The organism is Longimicrobium sp., from assembly GCA_036377595.1.
GTDB lineage: Bacteria > Gemmatimonadota > Gemmatimonadetes > Longimicrobiales > Longimicrobiaceae > Longimicrobium.
Genome location: DASUYB010000057.1, coordinates 1 through 23,733, shown reverse-complemented (window position 1 = coordinate 23,733; position 23,733 = coordinate 1). Strand labels below are relative to the sequence as shown.

The 23,733-nt window shown below is 72.3% G+C and carries 15 protein-coding genes; 6 read left to right on the top strand and 9 right to left on the bottom strand.

Annotated features, from left to right (window positions below; all coding sequences use genetic code 11):
- Positions 1–9 precede the first annotated feature (9 nt).
- From VF092_08535 to VF092_08505, 7 genes are all read right to left on the bottom strand, one after another.
- Positions 10–1,008, bottom strand: a complete 999-nt coding sequence (locus VF092_08535; protein HEX6747335.1) for a VOC family protein — start codon at positions 1,006–1,008, stop codon at positions 10–12.
- Positions 1,009–1,040: 32 nt separating this feature from the next.
- Entirely contained in the window at positions 1,041–1,826 is a 786-nt protein-coding gene (locus VF092_08530) for a VOC family protein (GenBank protein ID HEX6747334.1), read from the bottom strand.
- Positions 1,823–2,737 (bottom strand): VOC family protein, encoded by a 915-nt coding sequence (locus tag VF092_08525; protein HEX6747333.1) that lies wholly within the window; start codon positions 2,735–2,737, stop codon positions 1,823–1,825. The genes VF092_08530 and VF092_08525 overlap by 4 nt, the downstream gene beginning before the upstream one ends.
- On the bottom strand, positions 2,731–3,939 hold the full coding sequence (locus VF092_08520; GenBank protein ID HEX6747332.1) for an FAD-binding oxidoreductase: 1,209 nt from the start codon (positions 3,937–3,939) through the stop codon (positions 2,731–2,733). Before VF092_08520 ends, VF092_08525 begins: the two co-directional genes overlap by 7 nt.
- A 67-nt stretch (positions 3,940–4,006) precedes the next feature.
- On the bottom strand, positions 4,007–5,026 hold the full coding sequence (locus VF092_08515) for a hypothetical protein (protein ID HEX6747331.1): 1,020 nt from the start codon (positions 5,024–5,026) through the stop codon (positions 4,007–4,009).
- Positions 5,027–5,976: 950 nt separating this feature from the next.
- Entirely contained in the window at positions 5,977–7,032 is a 1,056-nt protein-coding gene (locus VF092_08510) for a saccharopine dehydrogenase NADP-binding domain-containing protein (GenBank protein HEX6747330.1), read from the bottom strand.
- A 253-nt stretch (positions 7,033–7,285) separates the two neighbouring features.
- Positions 7,286–9,082, bottom strand: coding sequence for a DUF4157 domain-containing protein (locus tag VF092_08505; protein ID HEX6747329.1), 1,797 nt, complete (start codon positions 9,080–9,082; stop codon positions 7,286–7,288).
- Positions 9,083–9,301: 219 nt separating this feature from the next.
- Here VF092_08505 and VF092_08500 point away from each other — a divergent pair, with 219 nt between their 5' ends.
- Complete coding sequence (locus tag VF092_08500) at positions 9,302–11,329, top strand: amidohydrolase family protein (GenBank protein HEX6747328.1); 2,028 nt, start codon at positions 9,302–9,304, stop codon at positions 11,327–11,329.
- A gap of 1,580 nt (positions 11,330–12,909) precedes the next feature.
- On the opposite strand, the gene VF092_08495 is transcribed toward VF092_08500, so the two are convergent.
- Positions 12,910–14,760: a serine hydrolase domain-containing protein gene (locus VF092_08495; GenBank protein HEX6747327.1), complete on the bottom strand. Its 1,851-nt coding sequence runs from the start codon at positions 14,758–14,760 to the stop codon at positions 12,910–12,912.
- A 327-nt stretch (positions 14,761–15,087) separates the two neighbouring features.
- Between VF092_08495 and VF092_08490 the strand changes: the two genes are divergently transcribed.
- Positions 15,088–16,332 (top strand): GGDEF domain-containing protein, encoded by a 1,245-nt coding sequence (locus VF092_08490; protein ID HEX6747326.1) that lies wholly within the window; start codon positions 15,088–15,090, stop codon positions 16,330–16,332.
- Positions 16,333–16,603: 271 nt separating this feature from the next.
- Here VF092_08490 and VF092_08485 read toward each other — a convergent pair whose 3' ends face one another.
- Positions 16,604–18,034, bottom strand: a complete 1,431-nt coding sequence (locus VF092_08485) for an HD domain-containing phosphohydrolase (protein HEX6747325.1) — start codon at positions 18,032–18,034, stop codon at positions 16,604–16,606.
- Positions 18,035–18,469: 435 nt separating this feature from the next.
- Between VF092_08485 and VF092_08480 the strand changes: the two genes are divergently transcribed.
- From VF092_08480 to VF092_08465, 4 genes are all read left to right on the top strand, one after another.
- Entirely contained in the window at positions 18,470–19,906 is a 1,437-nt protein-coding gene (locus tag VF092_08480; protein HEX6747324.1) for a S8 family serine peptidase, read from the top strand.
- A gap of 91 nt (positions 19,907–19,997) precedes the next feature.
- Entirely contained in the window at positions 19,998–21,458 is a 1,461-nt protein-coding gene (locus VF092_08475; GenBank protein ID HEX6747323.1) for a S8 family serine peptidase, read from the top strand.
- Positions 21,459–21,841: 383 nt separating this feature from the next.
- Complete coding sequence (locus tag VF092_08470; protein ID HEX6747322.1) at positions 21,842–23,203, top strand: sigma-54 dependent transcriptional regulator; 1,362 nt, start codon at positions 21,842–21,844, stop codon at positions 23,201–23,203.
- Between the two features lie 32 nt (positions 23,204–23,235).
- The gene (locus VF092_08465; GenBank protein ID HEX6747321.1) at positions 23,236–23,661 is read left to right on the top strand and encodes a GxxExxY protein; all 426 of its coding nucleotides are present in this window, start codon (positions 23,236–23,238) and stop codon (positions 23,659–23,661) included.
- Positions 23,662–23,733: the final 72 nt, after the last annotated feature.

Below are 23,733 nucleotides of genomic sequence, written 5' to 3'. Positions count from 1 at the left end.
GGGGTGGGCTCAGGCCGCGCATGCCGGGGCGTCCAGCGGAAGGGCGAGGATCTCGCGGATCTTCCGCCCGCTGGGCGTGTCGAGCGCCGCCTCGGAGGGCTCGTACAGGAAGACCAGGTGCCCGGTGGGCTCGTCAACCCGCACGATGGTGCCCACCGGCCCGCGGGTGACCACCGGCTCCAGCTCCGGGCGCAGCCGCCGCAGCTCGCGCGCGGCCGCCTCGGCGTCGGGGGCGTGGAACACCGGCGCCACCCCCTTCATCCTCCCCCCCTCCAGCTCGGGCGGCGGGCAGAGGTGCTCCTCGAACTCCTCCTGCGAGCGCTCCGGCTCCACGTGGTGGGTGGCGATCAGGATCCCGCCGGTGTCGTACTTCACCACCCCCTCCTCGTCGCCGCCCGAGGTGCGGCTGCACGGCCCGCCCTCCAGCGCGCGCAGCCCCAGCTCTTCGTGGTAGAACTCCTCGGCCACCCGGGAGCTGGGAACGAAGGTGAAGAGGTAGATGAGCTCCGCGTCGGCCAGCCCGGGCGGCTCCTGGCCGGCCGCGGGCACGGCCGAGGCGCGCTGCGCCGTGTCGCCGCCGTTGCGCTTCCGGCGCGCCTCGATCACCGCGCGCAGCCGCTCGCCGCTCGGCCAGCCGAGCGCCTCTTCCGAGGGCTGGTAGAGGGTCAGCCAGCGCCCGTCGGGGTCGTAGAAGTCGGCGATCCCGCCCGGCTGGTACCAGTCGGTCGGCTTGAACTCCACGCCGCGCGCGGCCAGGTTGGCCGTGGCCTGCCGGATGTCGTCGACCAGCCACACCACGTCGGTGGAGTGGTCCTTGATGTCGGGAAGGACGATCCCGTAGTCGGCGGCGCGGTTGATCGCCAGGATCACGTGCCCGGCGTCGAACTTCACGCACCCCTCGTCCTCCTCGATCACCTCCAGCCCCAGCGTGTCCGCGTAGAACGCGCGCGACGCCGCCAGGTCGCGCACGTACAGGAAGACGTAGAGCACCCGCGTATCCGCCAGCATCGGGGCCTCCTTTTCGTGGACAGGGTGAATGCTCAGCGCGCCGCCGCGGGCCCGCCGGCCAGCTCCAGCACCTTGGGGCCGCTCCCCCAGGTCAGGCTCTCTTCCGAGGCCACGTACAGGCAGAAGCGCTGCCCCGAGGGGTCGTCGAAGCGGATCGTCCCCCCGATCTCGCTGAACCCCACGCGCGGCTGCCGGAACTCCAGCCCCCGCTCGATCAGCGCGGTGCGCGCCGCCTCGATCTCCGCGGTGTGGAAGACCAGCAGGTACGAGTGGCGGCGCGGCCGGCGCCCGTCGGGGGCCGCGGGGCCCTCCTCCAGCCCGATGGGCACCGTGCCGGTGGCGAAGCGCGCGGCGCGCCCGGTGCGTCCCACCAGCTCCAGGTCCAGCACGTCGCGGTAGAAGGCGATCGACGCCTCCAGGTCGTCCACCGTCAGCCGCAGCTCGTCGACCACCGCGCGGGTGTTCCGCGCGTGGGGCACGAAGCGGAAGTGGCGCCCCTCGGCGTCGGTGAATAGGCCGTCGGCGCGCCCGGCCAGCCCCACCGAGCGCACCCGCTCGGCGCTCCAGCCGGCGGGCACGCCGAACACCGTCACCAGCGCGTCGGAGTCTTCGGGGCGGAAGCGGCTGGGCCCCGACATGTTGTGCGACAGCACCACGCCGCCCGCGTCGTACTTGAAGACGCCGTGGCGGTGGTGGGGCAGGTGCGGCTCCACCTCGATCACGGGAACGCCGATCACCGACTCGAACAGCACCCGCTGGCTGCGGATCTGGCTCGTCTCGTAGAAGACGTAGAGGAGGGGGGCGCGTCTCAGGCTCATCGGGCCTCCAGGGCGGGGGTGGACGATGGATGGGCGGCGTGCCGCGCCTCGATGCGCTCCAGCACGGGGAGGTATCCGGCCGCCGCGGTGCCCGGCTCGGCCGCGCGGGGCGGCTCCCACAGCACCAGCCGGTGTCCGTCGGGGTCGAAGAAGAAGGCCTTGCGCCGGGCCGCCGCGCACTCCTCCACGCCCAGCGGGAACTCCACGCCGCGGCCGGCCAGCGCGCGGACCTCGTCCTCCAGCCCGGCGACGCGGAAGATGACGGAATCGCGCAGCGCCCCCCGCCGCCGCAGGCCGGCCACCGCGCCCGGCTCCTCCTCCGCCACCAGCGCCAGGACCAGGGGGCCGGCGTCCAGGCGCGCCTCGCGCTCCGCCACCCGCAGCGCCGGCACCCCCAGCACCCCGCAGTAGAAGCGGAGCGAGCGGGCGAGGTCCGCCACCTGCAGCGCGACCTCCACCACGGCCGGGACGTCGGCGTCCCGGAGCGGGCCGTTCACCGACGCCGCGCGCGGGCGGCGCAGGGGACGCAGCAGCGTGGTGAGGTTGCCGGTGGCGTCGTGGAAGGAGAGCGAGCACCCCTCGCGGTCGTGGCGGACGGACGCCGAGAGCGTTTCCCACGGCACCCCCAGCGCGCCGGCCACCCGGCGCACCGCGCCGTCGAAGTCGGCGGCGGCCACCCGCAGCTCCGACGCCGGGTTCACGCCCGTGGCCACCGGGCGCAGGTTCTCGCGCGAGCAGACCCCGGGGCCCATCTCCGCGGCCTGCACGCCGAAGCCCACCAGCGCGTTCCCCGCGTCGTACAGGCCCTCGCCGACCTCCGGCCACCCCAGCATCCGGGCGGCGAAGGCGCGCGCCGGCTCGGCGCCTTCCACGCGGCGGAACAGCATGGGGACGAACGCGCCGCTCAGCATGGCGCCCTCCCGCCGAAGCGGGCGGGGTCGAGCGCCCGCAGCCCCTCGGGGACGCCGCCCCCGCCCAGCGCGCGGGCCAGCGCCCGGCCGGCGTCGAGCGCGGGGGGAAGCCCGTGCCCGCCGAACCCGGCCGCCACCCAGAGCCCCGGCGCCCCGGGAACCGCGCCCAGCACCGGGCGGCCGTCGGGGGTGCGGTCCATGACCCCGGCCCAGCGGCACGCCACCCGCACCCGCCCCAGCCCGGGAAAGGCGTCGGGGAGGAAGGCCTCGAGCGCGGCCTGGATGCGGGGATTCAGCGCCTCGCGCCCGCTGGCCTCGGCCGCGGGGTCCAGGTGCTGGAACCCGCCCAGGACCACCGCGCCGTCGGGCGTCTGCCGCCAGTACACGGCCCCGTAGTCCACCGCCAGCGCCACGCCGAAGCGAAAGCGCAGCGGGCGGGTGGCCAGCGCCTGCCCCCGCGCGGGGGCCAGCACCCCGGCCAGCGCCGGCCAGAGCCGCCCGGTGCGGGCGTTGCACGCCAGCACCACCTGCCCGGCGCGGAGGCTCCCCCGCGTGGTGCGGAGGTCGAACCCCCCGGCGGCGGCCCGGATCGCCAGCACGCGGGTGCGCGGCGCCACCGCGGCCCCGTGGCGGAGCGCCGCGGCGGCCACCCCGTACACGAACCGCGCGGGGTCGAGCGCCGCGGCCCGCGGCATCCACCGCCCGCCGGCGAAGCGCGGGGCGATGGGGGTGCCCAGCAGCGCCTCGCATTCGTCCCGCTCCAGCACCTGCACCGGCGCGGCGGCCGGGGGGCGGGCCTCCACCTCGCCGCGCATCCGCTCCAGCATCCCGGGCGAGGCGGCCAGGGCCAGGTGGCCGAGCTCCTCCCAGCCGGCGTCGATCCCCTCCTCCTCCAGCACCGCCCGCATCCCGTCGAGGGTGGCGGGCGCGCCCAGCACCAGCCCCGCGTTGCGCCCGCTGGCCCCCCAGCCCGGCGCGCGGGCCTCCAGCACCAGCGCCCGCGCTCCCAGCCGCGCCAGGTGGTACGCGGCGGCCACGCCGATCACCCCGCCGCCCACCACCACCACCTCCGCGCGCGCGGGCAGGCGCCCCACCGCGGGAAGCGAGGCGCCGACCTGCGCCAGCCAAGGGGTGGGAGGGAGCGGACCCACGCGGGCGGCCGTGCTGCGTCCCGGCTCTGCCGCCCGTGGGGTCCGTCCCATCTCCGCCCCCTTCCTGGTGTGTGGGTTCGGCCGCGGGCACGGCGTTTCCGCCGTGCCCCTGCTGCGCTCAGACGGTCGCCACCAGCGAGGGCGCCAGGTCGGGCAGCGCCTCCTTCTCGTCCACCGCCACGTGCACGCGGTGCCGGTTGGCTTCCCAGATCTCGAAGATGTCGTCGGGCGGCGTGTTGAGGATGTCGGCGAAGATCTCGTCGTCCTTCGACACCACGATGTCGAACGCCGTCAGCTCACCCGGCACCAGCCGGCCCACCGTCTCGCCGGTCCGCTCCAGCACCAGCTTGACCGGCCCGGTGACCGCGTGGAAGTGCGTTCCCACCGGCGGGTAGTGGTTCACCAGCGCCGGACCGAAGACCAGCGGCTGGTCGGGGTCGGTGAGCACGGCACCCATGGCGGTCTGGATCTTCCACGACACCCGCCAGATCCCGATGGCGGGGAAGTCGTTGTCGCCTTCGCCCAGCGACTTGACCAGCCCGTCGTTGGGTCGGGCGAAGTTCTGCTCCACGCGGATGGGTCCCAGCGCCGCCTGGATCACCTCGCCGCCGTGCATGAGGATCTTGAGGTACATCTCGTTGCGCCCGTCGCCGTCCAGGTCCATCCGGGGGCTCCGGTGCATCAGCACGATCCCGTTCTTCACGCTCATGGGATAGTCTTCCACCATCCCGTCGATGCTCAGCAGGCACGAGCACACGCCCTTGAGCAGCTCCACCCCTCCGATCGGCGGGAAGTTGGTGTTGAAGCCGCGGACCACGCCGGTGAGCGTGTCGGTAGCCTGCGCGCTCGACGACAGGGTGGTGATGTTCGTCTGGATCTCGCGCAGCTCCGGCGAGGTGGCCGCCTCGGCCTGCGCCTGCCGGGAGCGCCACTTGAAGATCTCCACCACCTTGATGGGGTGGCCGTTCTGACCCGCGCTGCGCAGGACTTCGACCGGGTAGTCACCGGCCAGCCCCCGCTCGCGCAGCACCGCCCACTTGGCGCGGACCTGCGCCACCAGGGCGTCGGCGCGCGCCGGGTCGGTCTCGTACGTCTCCATCTGGATCAGCGATTCGTTCCGGTACGGATTGATCGACATCGTGCCCTCCTCGTGGGGTTCGGACGGTTTGACACGCGACGGGGTACGCGCGGCGGATCGGGGGGCGGCTGCCCGGCGAGCCCTTCCGACGCCATTCCGGCGACCCCCCTCGGCATCGCGAGGGCCGTTCGCCCGAGCCGCGTCGGGCTCCGGGTCGGTCCGGTTGGTGGTACCAGCTTACACGAGCCGCGGGGGTGGACCTTCTCCCCGATTGCGCACTGTGGCGGCGCGGGTTTTCCGGCCTCGCGGCGGGGTGCGGCGGCGGGTTCGCACTCACACAGTGCGGGAGATGCCCCCCGCACCTTCTCCCGGATTGCGCAGGTTCGCGATCGCCTGGAAGTTCGATACCGAGTCTCCGGATCAACTGTGCGTTGGAGGAAGAAACGGAATGTCATTCCGAAGGCGCTGCGCCGCCCTGTCCTCCACGCCAGAGTTGTGGCGCCTGAGGAATCTGTGGCCGGCTCCCGAGCCACAGGCCGCCTGTCGCTCGAACGCATGCCCTGGATTTCCCCAGGTGCCGCCCGGCATCAGCCGATCGGAATGCACAATCAATCGCGGCAGCCGGATGAGCCCCTCCGCCTCCGTTCTCGCGGTACAACGACTTGGGCCCCGCTGCCCATTTGGGCGGCGGGGCCTTCGGCTTTTGCTGGTGTCCCGACGGGTGTCCTGCCGTATCATATCACACCGTTTCTCAGGATTTACCGTGCATTCCCATGCTCCTGAACTGAAGAATCTCACACGGAGGAAACGGAGGAAACGGAGGAACTCCGATCGCGTTCAGTTCCTCCGTTACCTCCGTTTCCTCCGTGTGAGTCATTCTGTTGAGGATGTCGGAATGCACACTGGATCCGTGGAGCCGCACTTCCTATTGGAGCGCCCGAATCCCCTGAGGCTGCCGGTGGACGATCGTTCGATGCTGCGCGATCATCACTCATCGTTGCGGTCGGACTTCATTCGACGTCGGTCCGCTCCACGCCTTCGAATCCCAGGATCCAGTCGGCACCGTAGGCGCGGGAGGGCGTCTGGAAGCCCGCGGGAGCCTCGCCGGCGAGCACGCGGCGGACCGCTTCCACGGCCGTGCGCGCGGTGAGGGTGTAGCCTTCCGGCGCCCGCAGGCGCGACACCGCGCGCCGGCCCTGCCCGTCCTCCGCCTCTCCCCAGAGCAGGCTCAGTCCGTGGGCGCGCTGCTCCGGCGTGGGGCCCGGCGGCCCGCGGCGCACGGCGCGCCGGAGCATGCGCTGCACCGGCCGCGAGCCGATCAGCCAACCCAGGCGCCGGGTGGCGCGCAGCATCCGGCGCTGCCCCCGGGGCACGCGCGTGTACACCTCGACGTCGGGGATCCCGGTGCTGTGGTACGCGGTCGAGACGTCGCCCCACGGGATGGTGGTGACGGTGACCGGCCCGCTTCCGAAGTCCACCTCGCGCGTGCGCCATGCCGCGGGAACGGCGACGATGCGACCGCCGCGGCGGACCGCGCCGCCGCGCGCCGCGTTCTCCACCATGGTGGTGAGCGTGCCTCGCGACGGCCGGCCGACCGCTTGGAAGGCCAGCGCGAGGTGCGTGGCCGACGGGAGGCGGCGCTTCAGGTGGGCCGCCAGGCAGTCGGAGGGGACCACGTCGAAGCCCACGCCCGGCAGCAGCATCACTCCCGCCTGGCGCGCCGGGCGGTCGCGGGCCGCGAGCGCTTCGAACACCGCGATCTCGCCCGTGATGTCCAGGTAGTGGCTGCCGGTGCGCAGGCACGCCTCGGCCATCGGGGCCGCGGTGCGCGAGAACGGTCCGGCCGCGTGGAGCACCACGCCCGTCTCGCGCAGCGCGGCGTCGAGCGACGCCGCGTCGTCGAGCGCGAAGGCGCGGTGCGGGAAGCCGGTTTCCTCGCCCTGTGCCGCGAGCGCCAGGGCGTCGCGGCCCGCCAGCAGCGGGGTGAGCCCCAGCTCGCGGGCCCGCTCCGCGATGAGGCGCCCGGTGTATCCGTACGATCCGTACAGGAGGAAGTCGGCTGCCATCGGGGTCTCCCGCGAAACCGGGCCGGTTGCTGCCTGGCGCACTGTCTCGTCGCGCCGGGCGAACGGTGCCAGGTTCACACTCGGTCGCGCGGCCGGCTCGCGCAACCGGCCGCGCCTCGTCTCCCGTCGCAGGGGATGCGAGACGGCCCCGCGATCCTTCCGGACCCGGGGCCGTCGTTCGTGATTCGAATCGTCGAGTCCGGACGCGCCGGCGGTCACCGCCGCGGCGAGCGAACCGTCTCCATCTGCCCCGTCACGGCCTGGTGGGCCCGGTGGACGGCGTGGCGGTGGCCGGGTCCTCCAGGAAGATGTCGGCCAGCAGCTCGCTGTCGAGCGTCTCGATCTTGTCGAGCTTGGTGGCGTCGGTCCACTGCGGCACTTCCATGGTGACGGTGGTGATCCCCGGCCGCGCCCCCGCCCCCGAGGCCACCGGCACCGGCGCCCACATCCCCAGCGAGTTGCCCTCCGCGTGGGCGCCCGACGCGTAGCGCACGCTCGCCTTCGACGTTCCCGGGGCGTTGCCGACGAAGGGGTCGTCGGTTCCCGTGACCCCCGTGCCGAACTTGCTCCGTCCCTGGGTGACCATGGCCGTGGCCAGGCGGTCGTCCTCCGCCGCCTTCGCGGCGTCGGTGACGGCGCCGGTGGTGGGGTCCACGCCGCGGGGGTCCACGAAGATCCCCGGGGCGTCGCCGGTGGTCTGCTTCAGGCTGTGCGCGTGGACGCTCGCGATCCGCTCGGGCTGGAGATGCTCGATCAGCGCGACCAGGGTGCGCGTCTCGGGGAGCATGCGGATGCTGGTGCCGCCCTTGCCGGCACCCTTGGTGTCGTGCGCGGCGCGCGGGGCGGCCGTCGGCTTCGCGGGATCCTGGAAGACGAGCTCCGGCGCCGTTGCGCTCCCCGCCCCCCGTGCGCGGGCGGCGGCCAGGTCCTCGCCGGGGAGGGGGAGATTCCGGTTCGGCTCCACGGAGCGCTTCTTCTCCAGCGTCCCCGTCTCGTCGCGCCCCATCCCGCCCTTGATCCAGCGCGGGCTCCTGGAGTCGTAGCGGGTGGCGGCGAAGAGGTCGGGGATGAGCACGACGGTGAAGAACGGCTTCTTCCCGGCCGCGGCGCGCGTGGTGAGGAGCGTCAGCAGCCGGTTGACGACCTCGGAGCCCTGCGGCTCGGTCTTGTTGTGCACGCCGCCGATGATCAGTGCCTTCCGGGCGGTGCGGCCCGGGACGAAGTGCGCCTTGACCGACGAGGTTCCGCCGTACGGATCGGCCAGCGTCATCGAGCCGCTGGGAAGCGCGCGCAGCTTGGGGAACCACTTCTCGCACCCGGTGCCGGCCGCGTGCGGCTCGAGCTTCAGCACGGCGTCGGCGCGGCTGGCGGGGAGGGCCCAGAACCTCGCGATGTCGGGCTCGAGAAGGTGCACCGTCTCCAGCGAGGCCAGGTCGCGCACGGCCGGCTCGGCCGAGGCGCCGGCCGCCTTGAGGATGTCGTTGTACCCCATCCCGTACGCGTCGGGGATCGGGCCGCGCCGCGCCCAGCCGACGTCGCGGTTGATCGCCCGCGAGGCGGCGGCCACGCGGACCCGTCCTGCGCCGCCCGCGACCGCCGAGGCCACGGCCCGGGCCTCGTGCTCGGCGGGCGACCCGGCCGGCTCCACCACGCGCGGATCGGCCGGCGCGCGGCCCTGCTGCACCACGTGGGTCAGCTCGTGGGCGAGCAGCCGGCGTCCGCCGCTCATTCCCGGCGCGTACTGGCCGCGCGCGAAGACGATCTTCGGTCCCACGGTGTAGGCCCGGGCGCCGAGCGAGTCGGCGGCGCGCGCCGCGTGGTCGTCGCTGTGGATGCGCACGCGGCTGAAATCGTGGCCGAAGCGCGCCTCCATCGAGCCTCGCGTCGGCTCGTCCAGCGGCTGCCCGGCCTGGCCCAGCACGTCGTGCGCGAGCCGGCCGGGCACCACCTCCGCCTCGTCCGCGCGAGAGCGGACGGGAGATCGTGGCGCCTGCGTCGCCTGCGCATCGCCGGGCTGCTGCGGCCCGGGCGGTTTTGCGTGGGTGTGCATGGAGATCGAGCGGGGATGTGATCCAGGCGGACGGCGTGCTGGTGTCTGCGCGTGCGATCGTCGCATGGCGATGACGTCGCCCACCTGCCGCGCGCGATCAAGATCGCGTGCGCCGTGGCTCATCATCAACAGTCTTGATTCTTTCGCCGCATCGCAGCTTAATCCCCCTGACCCGATTCTCCGCTCCGTTTCCGCCTTCACCCGCTCCCGATCTCCTCCATGAACCGTCCCGCCGTCCTCCTCGTGGCGCTGTGCGGCCTGGCCGTCCGCGGCGATCTCCTCCGCGCACAGTCGCCCGCATCTCCCGACACCTCGCGCTGGACCATCGTGTTCGGCGAGCGGCACGCGGGCGAGGTGAAGGCGTGGGCGATGCCGGACGGCGAGCTGCGCTTCACCTCGCGGCTGAACGACCGCGGGCGCGGGGCGGAGCTGGAGTCGCGCGTCCGGCTCGGGCCCGGCGGGGTGCCGGTGATGCTGCACACCACCGGCGTCGACTACTACAAGAACCCGGTGGACGAGCGGTACGAGCTCTCCCACGGCCGGGCGACGTGGCGCAGCACGGCCGAGCGCGGCGACACCGCGGTGAGCGGGCCCGTCTGGTTCGCGCCGATGAACGACGTGGTGGAGAACGGCGTGCTGGCGCGGGCGCTGCTCGCCGCGCCGGGGCACGCGCTGGCGCTGCTCCCCGGCGGGCGCGTCTCCCTCGAGCGGGTGGGAGAGCTGGAGGTGAGCGCGGGCGGGCGGACGCGCACCGTCACGCAGTACCGCATCGCCGGGCTGGGGTTCGAGCCGGCGGCGCTGTGGCTGACGCCGGAGAACCGCTTCTTCGGGATCGGGGGCGGATGGATCGGCGTGGTGGAGGCGGGGTGGGAATCCGCGCTCCCGCAGCTCACCCGCGCGCAGGACGCGGCCGACGAGCGGCGCTACGCGGAGCTGGCGCGCACCCTCGCCCGCCGTCCGGGGCACCCGCTCGTCTTCCGCGACGTGGCGGTGTTCGACCCGCAGGCGCGCGTCCGCCGCACGGAGATGACGGTGGTGATCGACGGCAACCGCATCGCCGCCGCGGGACCGTCGGCGTCCGTCGCCATCCCCGCGGGGGCGGAGGTGGTGGACGGGGCGGGGAAGACGCTCCTTCCCGGCCTGTGGGACATGCACACGCACAACGGCCCGCTCGACGGGCTGATGCACCTGGCCGCGGGCGTCACCACCGTGCGCGACATGGGGAACGACACCACGGTGGTGACGGACCTGCGGCGGCGCTGGGCGTCGGGCGAGCAGCTGGGGCCGCGGGTGATCATGGCGGGCTTCATCGACGGCCCCGGCCCGTTCACCGGCCCGACGGGGCTCAAGGTGTCGACGCCCGCGGAGGCGACGGCCGCGGTGGAGACGTACCGGCGCTTGGGCGCGGAGCAGATCAAGGTCTACAGCTCGCTCGACACCACGCTCCTGCCGGTGATCGTCCAGCGCGCGCACCAGCTGGGGATGCGCGTCAGCGGGCACATCCCCTGGCCGCTGACGGCGGAGCGCGCGGTGCGGATGGGGATCGACGAGATCCAGCACGGCAACTTCCTGCTGCTGAACTTCCTGGGCGACTCCATCGACACCCGCACGCCGGCGCGCTTCACCCGCCCCGCGGCGATGGCGGCGGGGCTGGACCTGGCGTCGCCCGAGGTGCAGCGCTTCGTCGCCCTGCTGCGCGACCGGCACATCGTGATCGACCCCACGCTGAACGCGTTCGAGGGCATGTTCACCGCGCGCGCCGGCCAGATCTCGCCCGACTTCGCGGCGGTGGCGGCGCGGCTGCCGGTGAACGTGCGGCGCAGCCTCCTCTCCGGCGGGCTGCCGGTGCCCGAGGGGATGGACGCGCGCTACCGCGAGAGCTATCGCCGGATGATGCAGATCGTGGCGCTGATGCACCGCGGCGGCGTGCGCATCGTGGCGGGCACCGACGCGCTCGCGGGGTTCCAGCTGCACCGCGAGCTGGAGCTGTATGCCGAGGCCGGGATCCCGCCGGCCGACGTGCTGTACATCGCCACGCTGGGCGCGGCGGAGGTGATGAAGCGCGACGGCGAGCTGGGCACCATCGCGCCGGGGAAGCTGGCCGACGTGGTGCTGGTGGACGGCGATCCCACCGCGCGCATCTCCGACATCCGCCGCACGCGGCTGGTGGTGAAGGACGGCGTGGTGTACGAGCCCGACCGGCTCTACGCCGCCATCGGCGTCGCACCCGTATCGCCCGGCAGGTAGGCGCGACGACGCAGTCCGGACGAGCAAGGCCCCGCGGTCTCACGCCGCGGGGCCGTTTTTCGTCCGTCCGCCGATCCCGCTCGTGTGGATGACGACGCGGTCCGCATCCGGCTTTCCACGCCTCGTCCCATCGCGGCGTTCCGCTGTGCGCGACGCGTGTCGAATGGTCGTTGGTTCAGAGAGCGAGCGAACGCGGAACCTCGACGCAGAGGGACACCATGCGCACCACCAGCGGCATCCGGGCGGGGATGGACATCTCCAACAACACCGGAGACGACTCGAAGTACAAGGTCACCTCAAGCGGTCCCCAGGGCTGAGCGCAGCGAGCGCTGTCCGCCCATCACCCTCCAGCCAGGACAGGCGACATGAGCACGCAGAGCGGCATTCGCGCGGGGATGGACATCATCGACGACACGAGCCAGGAGGCGAAGGTCCGCGTCACCGGCGGCGGGCAGGGCTGACGATCACCTCGAGCGGAGGACGGGCACGATGCATACGACGACGGCGGTGCGGGCGGGGATGGACATCATCAACGACACGAACCAGGAGGCGAAGGTTCGCGTCAGCAACGGCGGGCAGGGCTGACGATCACCTTGAGCGGAGGACGGCCACGATGCACATGACGACGGCGGTGCGGGCGGGGATGGACATCACCAACAACACGGGTGATGACGCGAAGTACAAGGTCGGCTCCAGCGGCGGCCCGGGCTGATATCACCCGGTCGACGGAGATCGCGATGCACACGGCGAGCGGCGTTCGCGCGGGGATGGACATCACCAACGACACCAGCGTGGACGCGAAGGTGAAGGTCGCGGGCGGCGGAGCCGGATAGGGCGGCCCATCATCTCGACACGCAGCGAGGAGGACGGCATGAGCACTACGAGCGGCCTCCGGGCCGGGATGGACATCGTCAACGACACCAATCAGGACGCGAAGGTCCGCGTCACGGGCGGCAGCGGCTGAGTGTCACCACTTCAACGGAGGACGTGATGGATACCACGACCGCGATCCGCGCCGGGATGGACATCGTGAACGGCACGGACGAGGACGCCAAGGTCCGCGTGGCCGGCGGCGGCAGCGGATGAACGGCGGCAACCCACCTTTCCGGAGGCGAGGATGAGCATCGGCAGCGGAGTGCGCGCGGGGATGGAGATCATCAACGGCACGAACGAGGACACGCGCGTGCGCGTGGCCGGCGGCGGCACCGGATGACGCCGCCGGCACCCATCACCATGAGGAGGCGAGGATGAGCATCGGCAGCGGCGTGCGCGCGGGGATGGAGATCGTCAACGACACCGACCAGGACGCCCGCGTGCGCGTCGCCGGTGGCGCGGGCGGATGAGGAGATCGAACCCGGCGCGGTACAGCGCATCACCCACAGAGCGCGAGGAGATCACGATGGGCACCACCAGCGGCATCCGGGCGGGGATGGAGATCGTCAACAACACCGACCAGGACGCCCGCGTCCGGGTCGCCGGCGGGAGCGGGTGACGGCGGCGGTGCGAGCGCCGGCGGCACATCGCCCCGGGAGGCCCCGTGACCGGCCGGTTGCGGGGCCTCCGTCGTCTCCCCGCCTCGCTCACGGCGTCTCGCGGCGGGCCACGGCGAGGGTGGAATCGCGCTGGACGCGGACCTCGATCGCCCGTCCATCCTGGCGCGAGAAGGTGAGCTCCACGGGCGTGGTCTCGACGATCTCCCAGCCGGCGTAGCGCTCGTCGCCGGCACGCTGCAGCGGGATGCGCGCGGCCAGGTCGCGCGCGGTGGTGTCGGCCGCCAGGAGCGCGCGCCCGGCCCAGTGGATGAAGAACGGGAGCACCGTGCGGCCGTAGTGCAGGCGCAGCCGCGTCTTCTCCCGCGACCCGCGGGCGGGGAAGCCGGTGGCGTACGTGCCCAGCACCTCCACGCGCTCCAGCGGCGCCCCGCCGGGCGCGATCTCGTGCAGGTAGTCCTGGATCGCCTTCCCCAGCTCCGCCACCGGCTCCCTCCCCGAGTAGCCTTGCAGGGGCGCGAATTCTCCACGCCACGCGCCCTCGAGCAACGCGCCCGCCGCGCGCGACAGCTCCGCCCGCACCGCGCGCAGGCTGTCGGGCGCGCGGGTCAGCAGGTCCACCGCGTCCTGCCCCTCCGCGCCCACGTACATCCGCCCGCGCTCCAGGCGCACCACCACGCCTCCGCCCGTTGGCAGCCGGTATCGCCCCGTGTCGGCCGCGGCGACGGAGTCGAATCCCACGAACGCGGGCGGGAAGGGCACCGTCTCGCCGGCCAGGATCCGCGGGATCACGCGGTCGACGCGGTTGCGGGTGGGATACAGGTCGTGCCGCACGTTGGAGGACGTCACCATCAGCAGGTTCTCGCGGGGGAGGAGCAGCACCTGCGCGCCCGTGCCCAGGTAGTCGCCGCCGTGGTGGATCGACGTGGGGCCGCCGGGGCCGGACGCGCCGAGGAACCACCCGTATCCGTACGCCTCCGTCGGCGGGTACGGGTACGTCGCGGCCACCCACGGGTGGAAGAGCTTCGCCGTGGCCCGGGGCGACAGCACGCGGCCGCCGCGCAGCGCCGCCATCCACCGCGCCAGGTCCGGCAGCGTGGAGAGCACCATCCCCCCGCCGCGGTCGAACCAAGTGTCGGGCGAGCGCCGCATCGGGTCGTGCACCACCCGCCCCAGCTCGTCGTGCCCGCGAGCCACCAGCGAGTCGGGAACGCCCGAGAGGTCGCCCCAGAAGCCGGTGCTCGTCATCCCCGCGGGGCGGAAGAGCTTCGTCCGCAGGTACCGGTTGTACGGCATCCCGCCGGCGCGCTCGACGATGGCGGCCAGCAGCACGTAGCCGGGGTTGGAATACGAGTACCGGGCGCCGGGGGGAGATTCGAGCTCCGTGGCGAGGATCCGCCGCACGGCGCTGTCGCGGCCCACCACCTCGTACTCGGTCTGGTCGGCCTCGCTGGAGGCGTAGGGATAGTCGGACTGCAGCCCCGACGTGTGCGTGAGCAGCTGGTGGATGGTGATGCCACGCTTGTCCGCCGGCACCCCCGGCAGGTAGCGCGCGATCGAGTCGCCCACGCGCAGCCGGCCGTCCATCTCCAGCCGGAGGATGGCGGCCGCGGTGAACTGCTTGGTGAGCGAGCCGATGTCGAACACGGTGCCGGGGTGATAGCGGATCCCCTTCTCCGCGTCGGCGAGCCCGTAGGCGCCGCGGAGGAGGACCGTGTCGCCGCGCATGACCAGCACCGACCCGGAATAGCCGAAGCCGCTCTGCCGCCGGAGGAACTCCGCCACGCGCGCCATCTCCCCGCGCACGACCACCTCCCCGCCGCCGTCCCACGTGGGGGACGGTCCGCGCCCGGACGGCACCGTGCCGCAGCGGGACGTGGTCGCGGCGAAGAGGACGAGGAGGCTCGCGAGGATGGCGCGGCGGCGGATTCGGATTCGCATGGACGGATCGGGTGGAGGTGAGCCCCGTTGGATACGAGCATGCCCCGGCGCGTTGGAATCCTCTCCACTCGTCTGCCATGACCGCTGAGGGTCCCCTCGGCCGCCGCCTCGCGCGCCCGGCGCGTCTCCCGATTTTTCCAGCAAAGAGGCCGCAGATGCGCGCTCCATTGCGATCCGCGTCCTTCCGCAGGGACACCGATTGACTCATTTCTGGAACAGTGATATATTTCCAATCTTCCTGAAAGGTAACGGTTTAGCTCGGTGTTCCGGCGGGTGGATTCTCGGTTTCGATGAGGATTCTCCCGCCTTTCTTATGGAGGTATTTCCATGCGGCTGAGGCGGGGAGACGACCGGACGCTGGGCGTGCTGATGGCCACGCCCACGCGGTGGATCGCGGATGGCACGCGCGCGCCCGTGGGCGACGAGCGGGGGCCGCGCTTTGCCCTGTCGTCCACCGCCACCGTCCCGGTGCCCTGCGTGGACGGCGAGGACCTGGTGCTGCTGCTGGAGTCGGGCCCCGAGGAAGGCGTGCTGCTGGCCGCGTCGGGGACCTGCCGCCTGCCCATCGTGGGCGAGGGCGACCTGCTGGCGCAGGCGCGCGCGCGCGTGGCCGCGCTCCGCCAGGAGCGGGTGCGCGAGGCCAAGCGCCAGCGCCTTCCCGACCAGCTGATCGCCTACTTCGAGGCGCTGAACGCCGCGGACACCGAGGACGAGGTGTTCCACACGCTGTCGAGCCACGCGCTGCGCATGATCGGCGCGCACACCTCGATGGTGATGGTGCGCGACCGCGAGCGCGGGCTCCTGCGCGCGCCTGCCCGCCCCGGCGCGCCCTCCACCGAGTATCGCCCCTGCATCCTCTGGGACGACCGCTTCGCCCGGCCGGGGCTGCTGCTGGCGCTGGACACCCGCCCCGAGGGGCTGTGCACCGCCGCCGCGCCGCTCTTCGGCGACCCGGCCACGGCGCAGGTGGCGCACGTGCCGGTGGCCGACGAGGCGCTGCTGGTGCTGACCGAGCGCCGCGAGGACCGCGTGTTCGAGCCCGAGGACTGGGACGTGATGCGCGCGCTGGCGCTGCAGGCCGAGATGGCGCTCAAGCGCGTGCGGCTGATCGAGAGCGTGCGCAGCCTGTCGCTCACCGACTCGCTGACCGGGCTGGCCAACCGCCGCCACATGGACGTGGTGATGGAGCACGCCTGGGCCGCCGCCCGCCGCGGCGACCCGCTGGCGGTGATGGTGATGGACCTGGACGGCTTCAAGGCGGTGAACGACGAGCAGGGGCACCCGGCGGGCGACCGCGTGCTGTGCAGGGTGGCCGAGGTGCTTCGCTCCGAGGCGCGCGGCAGCGACGTCGTCGTGCGCTACGGCGGCGACGAGTTCCTGGCCATCCTCCCCGGCGGCGACGCCGGGGCCGCCCGGGCGCTGGCCGAGCGCGTCCGCCGCCGGCTGCTGGACCTGGTGGGGATCAGCGAGGGCGTGGCCGAGTACCGCCCCGAGCTGGCCGGCCCCGACGAGCTGGTCCGCGAGGCCGACCGGGCGCTCTACGTGACCAAGCGCGCCCGCGGCTGCCGCTGAACCGGGAGATCTCTACGAAATCCGGGAACACTGTTGATTGCACCCCGACTGATCCCGCGCTGACGTCATCCTGAGGCCGGCCAGACCGTAATCAGCGTCTGCGCAAGCGTTTGCAGGCCGAAGGATCTATCATCGCGTCAGCACGAGATTCGGTTGGATGCACCAATACTTCGCCCGGACTTGGTACCACAGAGACACGGAGGCACAGAGAACCGCGATCGGTTCTCCGTGCCTCGTTTTTTCTCTGTGTCTCCGTGCCGTGTGAGATTCTCTACAATGCCTTGCGCAGCAGCTCCCGGTCGGCGAGGCCGGGGAGGACCAGGCACTCGGCCCACGCGTCCTCGTCCGGATCGCCGGCCGCGGGGGTGTCGAGCACCTGCAGGAAGACGTCGACCACGTGCGGGTCGAACTGGCTTCCCGCGCACCGGCGCATCTCCTCGCGCGCGTGGTCCTCGGTGTACGCCTCCTTGTAGGCGCGGCGGGTGATCATGGCGCAGTACGCGTCCACCACCGCCACGATCCGCGCGGGAAGCGGGATCTCCTCGCCCCGCAGCCCGTCGGGATAGCCGTCGCCGTCGAAGCGCTCGTGGTGGTGCAGCACCACGTCGGCCACCGGCTCCAGCACGGGCACGTTGCGCAGCAGGTCGTGCCCCACACGCACGTGCGCGCGCATCAGCTCCATCTCCTCCGGCAGCAGCGGCCCGGGCTTGTGCAGCACGCCGTCGCTCACGCCGATCTTCCCCACGTCGTGCAGCAGCGCCGCGTAGCACACCAGCGCCTGCTCCTGCTGCGGCAGCTCCATCCGCTCCGCCACCAGTCGCGCGTAGCGCGACGCCATCTCGCAGTGGCCGTGCGTGTACGGGTCCTTGGCTTCCACAGCGTCGGCCAGGATGCTGACCGTGGAGACGTACGCGCGCTGCAGCGCGTCCTGCAGCCGCCGGTTCTCCACCGCCACGCCGGCCTGGTTGCCCACGGAGATCAGCGTCTCCACGTCCTCGGGATCGAAGCGCCCCGCCTGCTTGTCGCCCACGATCACCACGCCGTCCAGGTCCTGCATCAGCACCACGGGGGTGGCCACCAGGTTGCGGAAGCGCTCGGCCGGCGACGACGGCGGATCGATGCCGTCCACGCCGTGCTCCGTGCCGCCGTTGCACACCAGCGGCTCGCCGCGCTCCGCCACCCGCCGCACCAGCGCCTGCACGAACGCCGACGGGTCCTCGCGCGGATAGCCGTCGACCTCCACCGCCGAGCGCACCCGCATCCGTCCCCCCGCGCGGGCGGTCACGTACACCCCGCGCGTGGCGCCGGTGATCTGCAGGCAGGCGCGCAGGATCATGTCGTACAGGTTGCCGCCGAAGAGCGCGCGGTGCACCGCCGCCAGCGACTGCCGCAGCGTCTCCGCGCGCTCGCGCTGGCGCTCGAAGGCGCGGTGCTCGCTCTCCAGCTCCCTCCGCGCGTGCGTGATCTGCTCGCGCAGCAGCGCCGCCTCCGCCCGCGCGGCGTCGGCCTCGGCGCGCCGGCGCTCCGCGTCGTCGGCGGCCGAGCGCGCGTCGGCCTGCGCCACGGCCAGCTCGCCGCGCAGCGCCGCGTCGTGCGCCCGGTAGGCGTCGGCGGCGGACTCCAGGAGCGGGAGAACGGGGTCGTCCGCGGCGGCGGGATCGGCGGCGGGCGCGTCGGCCTGAGTGTCCATCCGCTTGCGCATCAAAGGTTTACCGGCTGTGTACGCATGCCGTCGGCCCTGCGCATTCATCGTGCCCGCGATCACATTTTGTGGCGCAGGGTGAAATTCACCAGAATGGTATGGGATGTTTCACCAGAATTGTGAAAACGCCCGGATCGAATCTGCTGCAATCTGCTACAATCACCTCGCTCCACCCCTCTGAAATCGCCATTCCGTCTCACCTTTCAGTGATCCCCACCCGTTTGCGACCGAACGTCCAAGTCGTTCACCCGTAGCAACTTGGTCGAATCCTCGACACCCGCGCGGGGGCGATCGGTGACGAGCGGGTGGGGGACGATTTCACCATTGCGGTGCAGGTGTGCCGTGATGTGGACCCGCGCTTGCCCTGTCGCTGGGCACGGAACGCAACGCCGTGCGGGTGGACGGTACTCGGCCACGTGACACACAGGAGGATGGATGAAGCGCCTGCTCGCCCTGGCAGCGCTCGCGGTGATGGCCGCGGGATGCGGTGACCAGGAACCCCTCGGACCCAGCCGCGTGCCCGCCGGGCTGAACGCGGTGTCGCTCGCCCCGGGGGTCGACATCGACCCGGTGCTGGGCTCGGCGCTGTCGCTGGCCGGCCCGCTGGAGCAGCTCGAGGTGCTGGTGACGTACGACAGCACGGCCAACGGCGACGCCGTCGCCCAGGCGGTGCGCGCCACGGGGGCGGGCATCATCCGCTTCCGCCACCTGCCGATCGTGGCCACCCTGGCCACCCCCGCGCAGCTCACGCAGATCTCGGCCGTCCCCGGCGTGGCGTCGCTCTACGCCAACCGCCAGCTCAAGTGGATGCTGGCCGAGAGCGTCCCCAGCATCCGCGCCAACCTCGCGCGCGTGGCGGGCTACACGGGGCGGGGAGTCGGCATCGCCATCCTCGACTCGGGCGTGGACGGGCTCTTCAACCCCGACGTCCACTATCCCGAGCACCTCGTGCAGAACGTGAAGTTCATGGGGAGCATGAAGGACCTGATGTCTCCCGACCCCACGCCCGTGGCGGCCGACCTGTTCGTGGAGAACCTGCCGAACACCGACCTCACCGGCGGGCACGGGACGCACGTGGCGGGGATCGCGGCCGGGAGCGGCGCCTCGTCGTCGGGGCGGTACACCGGCGTGGCGCCGGGCGCCAACCTGGTGGGCATCAGCGCGGGCGAGACGCTGTTCGTGTTCTGGGCGCTGGCCGGCTTCGACTGGCTGATCGACAACGCCGCGAAATACAACATCAAGGTGGTCAACAACTCGTGGGGCTCCAGCGGCACCTTCGACCCGCTCGACCCCACCAACGTGGCCACGAAGGAAGTCTACAAGGCGGGGATCTCGGTGGTCTTCGCCGCAGGGAACGAAGGGCCGGGGGAGAACACGCTGAACCCGTACAGCGTTGCTCCGTGGGTGATCGGCGTGGCCGCAGGGTGCAAGACGGTCTCCCCCGACCCGACCAACTCCGCCGCGCAGTGCGCGGCCGGCGCCAGCATGCTGGCCGACTTCTCGTCGCGCGGCATCCACGGCGACGCGCTGTATCACCCCGACATCACCGCGCCGGGGGTGAACATCGTGTCCGCGCGGGCCAGCACGGGCACCCCCATCAACGCCATCAACCTGCCGGCCGACGCGCTCGACTGCGCCATCCCCCAGCTGTTCGTCCCCTACTACACCTGCATGGGGGGGACGTCGATGGCCGCGCCGCACGTGACGGGGACGATCGCGCTGATGCAGGAGGCCGCGCGCGGGAAGCTGTCGCCCGACCAGGTCTACCGGGCGATCACCCGCAACGCGCGGAAGATGACGGGCTACGGCGAGTGGGAGGCGGGTGCCGGCTACCTCGACGCCTACGCGGCGGTGATGGCGGTGCGGCGGTAGGAGAAGCAGGGGATTTCGATGAACGGCGATACGGCCGCCGCACCAGGGCGGCGGCCGCCACAGACGACCAACGAGACGGACTGACGAATCGATGAGACGGACGCTTCTCCTTCCGCTGGCCGCGCTGGCGCTGGCCGCCTGCAACGACGCGCAGCCCACCGCTTCCACGCCCCCCGCCGGCGGCGCGCGCCTGGCGACGCTCGCGGGCGGGCCGCGGATCGACCCGCTGCTGACATCGCAGCTGGCCACCGCGCTGCCGACCACGAAGCTGGTGGCCATCGTCAACTACGACGCGGCCCGGACCACCCCGCTGGCCATCACCAACCAGGTGCTGCGCCTGGGCGCGGGGGTGATGACCTTCCGCAACCTGTCGATGCTGGTGACCCTCGGCACCCCCGCGCAGATCCAGTCGATCGCGGGGCTCACGGGCGTGCAGAGCGTCTACGCCAACCGGGTGATGCCGCTGCTGCTGCGCGAGAGCACGCAGTCGCTGCGCGCCGACCAGGTGTGGGCCGGCGGGATCACGGGGAAGGGCGTCGGGATCGCCATCATGGACAGCGGCATCAACGGGCTGAACACCGACGTGGCGTATCCCGCGAAGACCGTCGCCAACGTCAAGTTCACGCTGAACTTCTTCTACCTGACCGACGACACGACCTCGCTCCCGCGTCCCGGCGGCGAGCTGTACGTGGAGAATCTGCCGAACACCGACAACACGGGAGGGCACGGGACTCACGTCGCCGGGATCGCGGCGGGGAACGGCGGCAGCAGCTTCGGCGCGTACCGCGGCGTGGCCCCGGGCGCCAGCCTGATCGGGCTTTCCGCGGGCGAGGGGCTGCACATCGTCTTCGCCTCGGTGCTGCAGGCGGTGGACTGGATGATCGACCACCGCGTGCAGTACAACATCCGGGTGGTCAACAACTCGTGGGGCGGCACCGGCGACTTCGATCCCACCGACCCCGTGACCGAGGCCATGAAGGCCGCGCACGACGCGGGGATCACCGTGGTGTTCGCCGCGGGGAACGACGGGCCGGACCAGAACACCATGAACTACCAGAGCGTGGCCCCGTGGGTGATCAGCGTGGCCGCCGGGTGCAAGCTGTTCGTGCTCGACCCCACCAACTCCGCGTCGCAGTGCGTGGACGCCAACGGGCGCGCGCCGGTGCTGGCGGGCTTCTCGTCGCGCGGCGTTCCCGGCGACCCGCTGCAGCACCCCGACATCACCGCGCCCGGCGTGCGCATCGTCTCCGCGCGCTCGAACACCGGCGTGGTGGCGCCGCTGGGGATCACCAGCGACCTGAACGCCTGCAACATCGGCTTCCAGAACCTCGACGACTTCACCTGCATGTCGGGGACGTCGATGGCGGCGCCGCACATCGCCGGCGTGGTGGCGCTGATGCAGGAGGCGGCGAACGGCAAGCTCACGCCCGACCAGGTCTCGTCGATCCTGACCAACACCGCGCGCCCGCAGCCCGGCTACGCGCTGTGGGAGCAGGGGACGGGATACGCCGACGCGTACGCGGCGGTGCAGGCGTCGAAGGCGTACCGCTAGGGAGAAAAGGAGCGCGGCCGGTCCGCCCGCGATCGGGTGATGCACGGTCTGGCAGTGGCAGCACCCCCCCGATTTCATGAACCAGGGGCGAACAGATACTGGACGGGTCGGCCGCGGGCCGGGGGACAGGGCACCCCCCGGCCCCGCTCCATCCTCGCAAGACAAGATCTTTCTCGCCCGAGTCTCGACGACTGGGCACTGGGCACTGGGCACTGGGCACTGGGCACTGGGCACTGGGCACTGGGCACTGGGCACTGGGCACTGGGCACTGGGCACTGGGCACCCCTCACCCGTTGCACCATTTTGCAGAACAGCGCAGATTCCCGCCTCACCGTTCGCCAGCAAGCTGGCGTTCCCACCGCCCACCGCCGCGCGCCGAGGCCGTGCCCCGTCCCGCAGTCCTGGTCATCGAACCCGCCCCCGCGGTGGCCGACGCCGTGCGCCAGGCCGTGGGCGCGCGCGCCGAGGTCCGCGCCGCCGCCACCCTGGGCGACGGGCTGGAGCAGCTCCGCGGCGGCCCCTGGGCGGCGCTCGTCCTCTCCCTCGACCTCCCCGCGGCCGACCTGGCGCTGGTCCGCCGCATCGCCGAGTCCGGCACGCCGGCGGGGAGCATGGTCCTGCTGGCCTCGAGGCCGACCATGCAGATGATGGTCGAGGCCTCGCGCCTGGGCGTGCTCGGCGTCTTCGCCTCGCCGCCCGATCCGCGCGAGCTGGAGGGCGCGCTGCGCGAGGTCTTCCAGGCCGAGGACGTGCTCCCCGTCTCGGCCGCCGACCTGGGCGACGGCGAGGACGAGGCGGCCATCGGCGCCAGCCCGGCCATGCTCGAGGTGTTCCGCATGGTGGGCCGCGTGGCCAACTCGCCCGCGACGGTGCTGGTGCTGGGCGAGTCGGGGACGGGGAAGGAGCTGGTGGCGCGGGCCATTCACCGCAACAGCGCGCGCGCGGCGGGGCCGTTCGTGGCGCTGAACTGCGCGGCGATCCCCGAGAACCTGCTGGAGAGCGAGCTCTTCGGGCACGAGAAGGGCGCCTTCACCGGCGCCATCGCGCGCAAGGTGGGGCGCTTCGAACGGGCCAGCGGCGGCACCCTGCTCCTGGACGAGATCGGCGACATGTCGCTGGCGCTGCAGGCCAAGATCCTGCGCGCCCTGCAGGAGCGCGAGATCGAGTGCGTGGGCGGCGACGAGCGCATTCCCGTCGACGTGCGCGTGGTCGCGGCGACGAACAAGAACCTGCGCGCCGCCATCGCCGAAGGAACGTTCCGCGAGGACCTGTACTTCCGCCTGGCCGTCGTCACCCTGCAGCTTCCCCGGCTGGTGGAGCGCGGGGGCGACATCGACCTGCTGGTGCGGCACTTCGTGGCGCTGCACGCGGCGCGCTACGACCGCGACGTGCGCGGCATCGCCCGCAGCGTGATGGAGCGGCTGCACGAGCACGAGTGGCCGGGAAACATCCGCGAGCTGAGGAACGTGCTGGAGCGCGCCGTCCTTCTCGCCCACGGCGCTGTCCTCCTCCCCGAGCATCTCCCGCTCGACGACCTCCGCCCGCCGCCCGCCGAGGACGCCGTCTCCGGCGCGCCGCTGGCCGGCTACGCGCCCGACCTTTCCCTGGCCGACGTGGAGCGGCTGCACATCCGCGAGGTGCTGCGCCTGGTGCGCGGCCACCTGGGGAAGGCGTCGGAGGTGCTGGGCGTGCACCGCAACACCCTCACCCGCAAGATCCGCGAGTACGGGCTGGACGAGGGGTGATCCCGCTGAGAACTCACACACGGAGGTTTCACGTGCGCGAGATCGACGAGATTACCGGGATGATCGTGGATTGTGCGTACCGGATCCATACGGAGCTCGGTCCGGGGATGATGGAGTCCGTGTACGAGGTGGTGCTGGCCTCGTCGCTGGAGAAGCGCGGCCTGAAAGTGGAGAAGCAGCGGGGGATCTCGTTCGAGTTCGAGGGAACGCGCTTCGAGGACGTATGTCGCGCCGATCTTCTGGTGGAAGATCGAGTCGTGGTCGAGTTGAAGTCCGTGGAGCGACTGGCCCCCGTTCACGGGAAGCAGGTGCTTACCTATCTGCGGCTGCTGGGGTTGCATGTCGGCCTGCTCATCAACTTCGGCGCGGCAACGATGAAGGAGGGGCTTCAGCGCATCGTGAACCATCATGTGCCGACCCCCGGGTCCCTGCTCCGTGTGAACAAGCTGGTCGGCTGACCCCTGTTTTCCGCTCGTCTCCATGGATGTTGGTTCTCACGCGGAGCCGCGGGGACGCGGGGATGTTTGGCG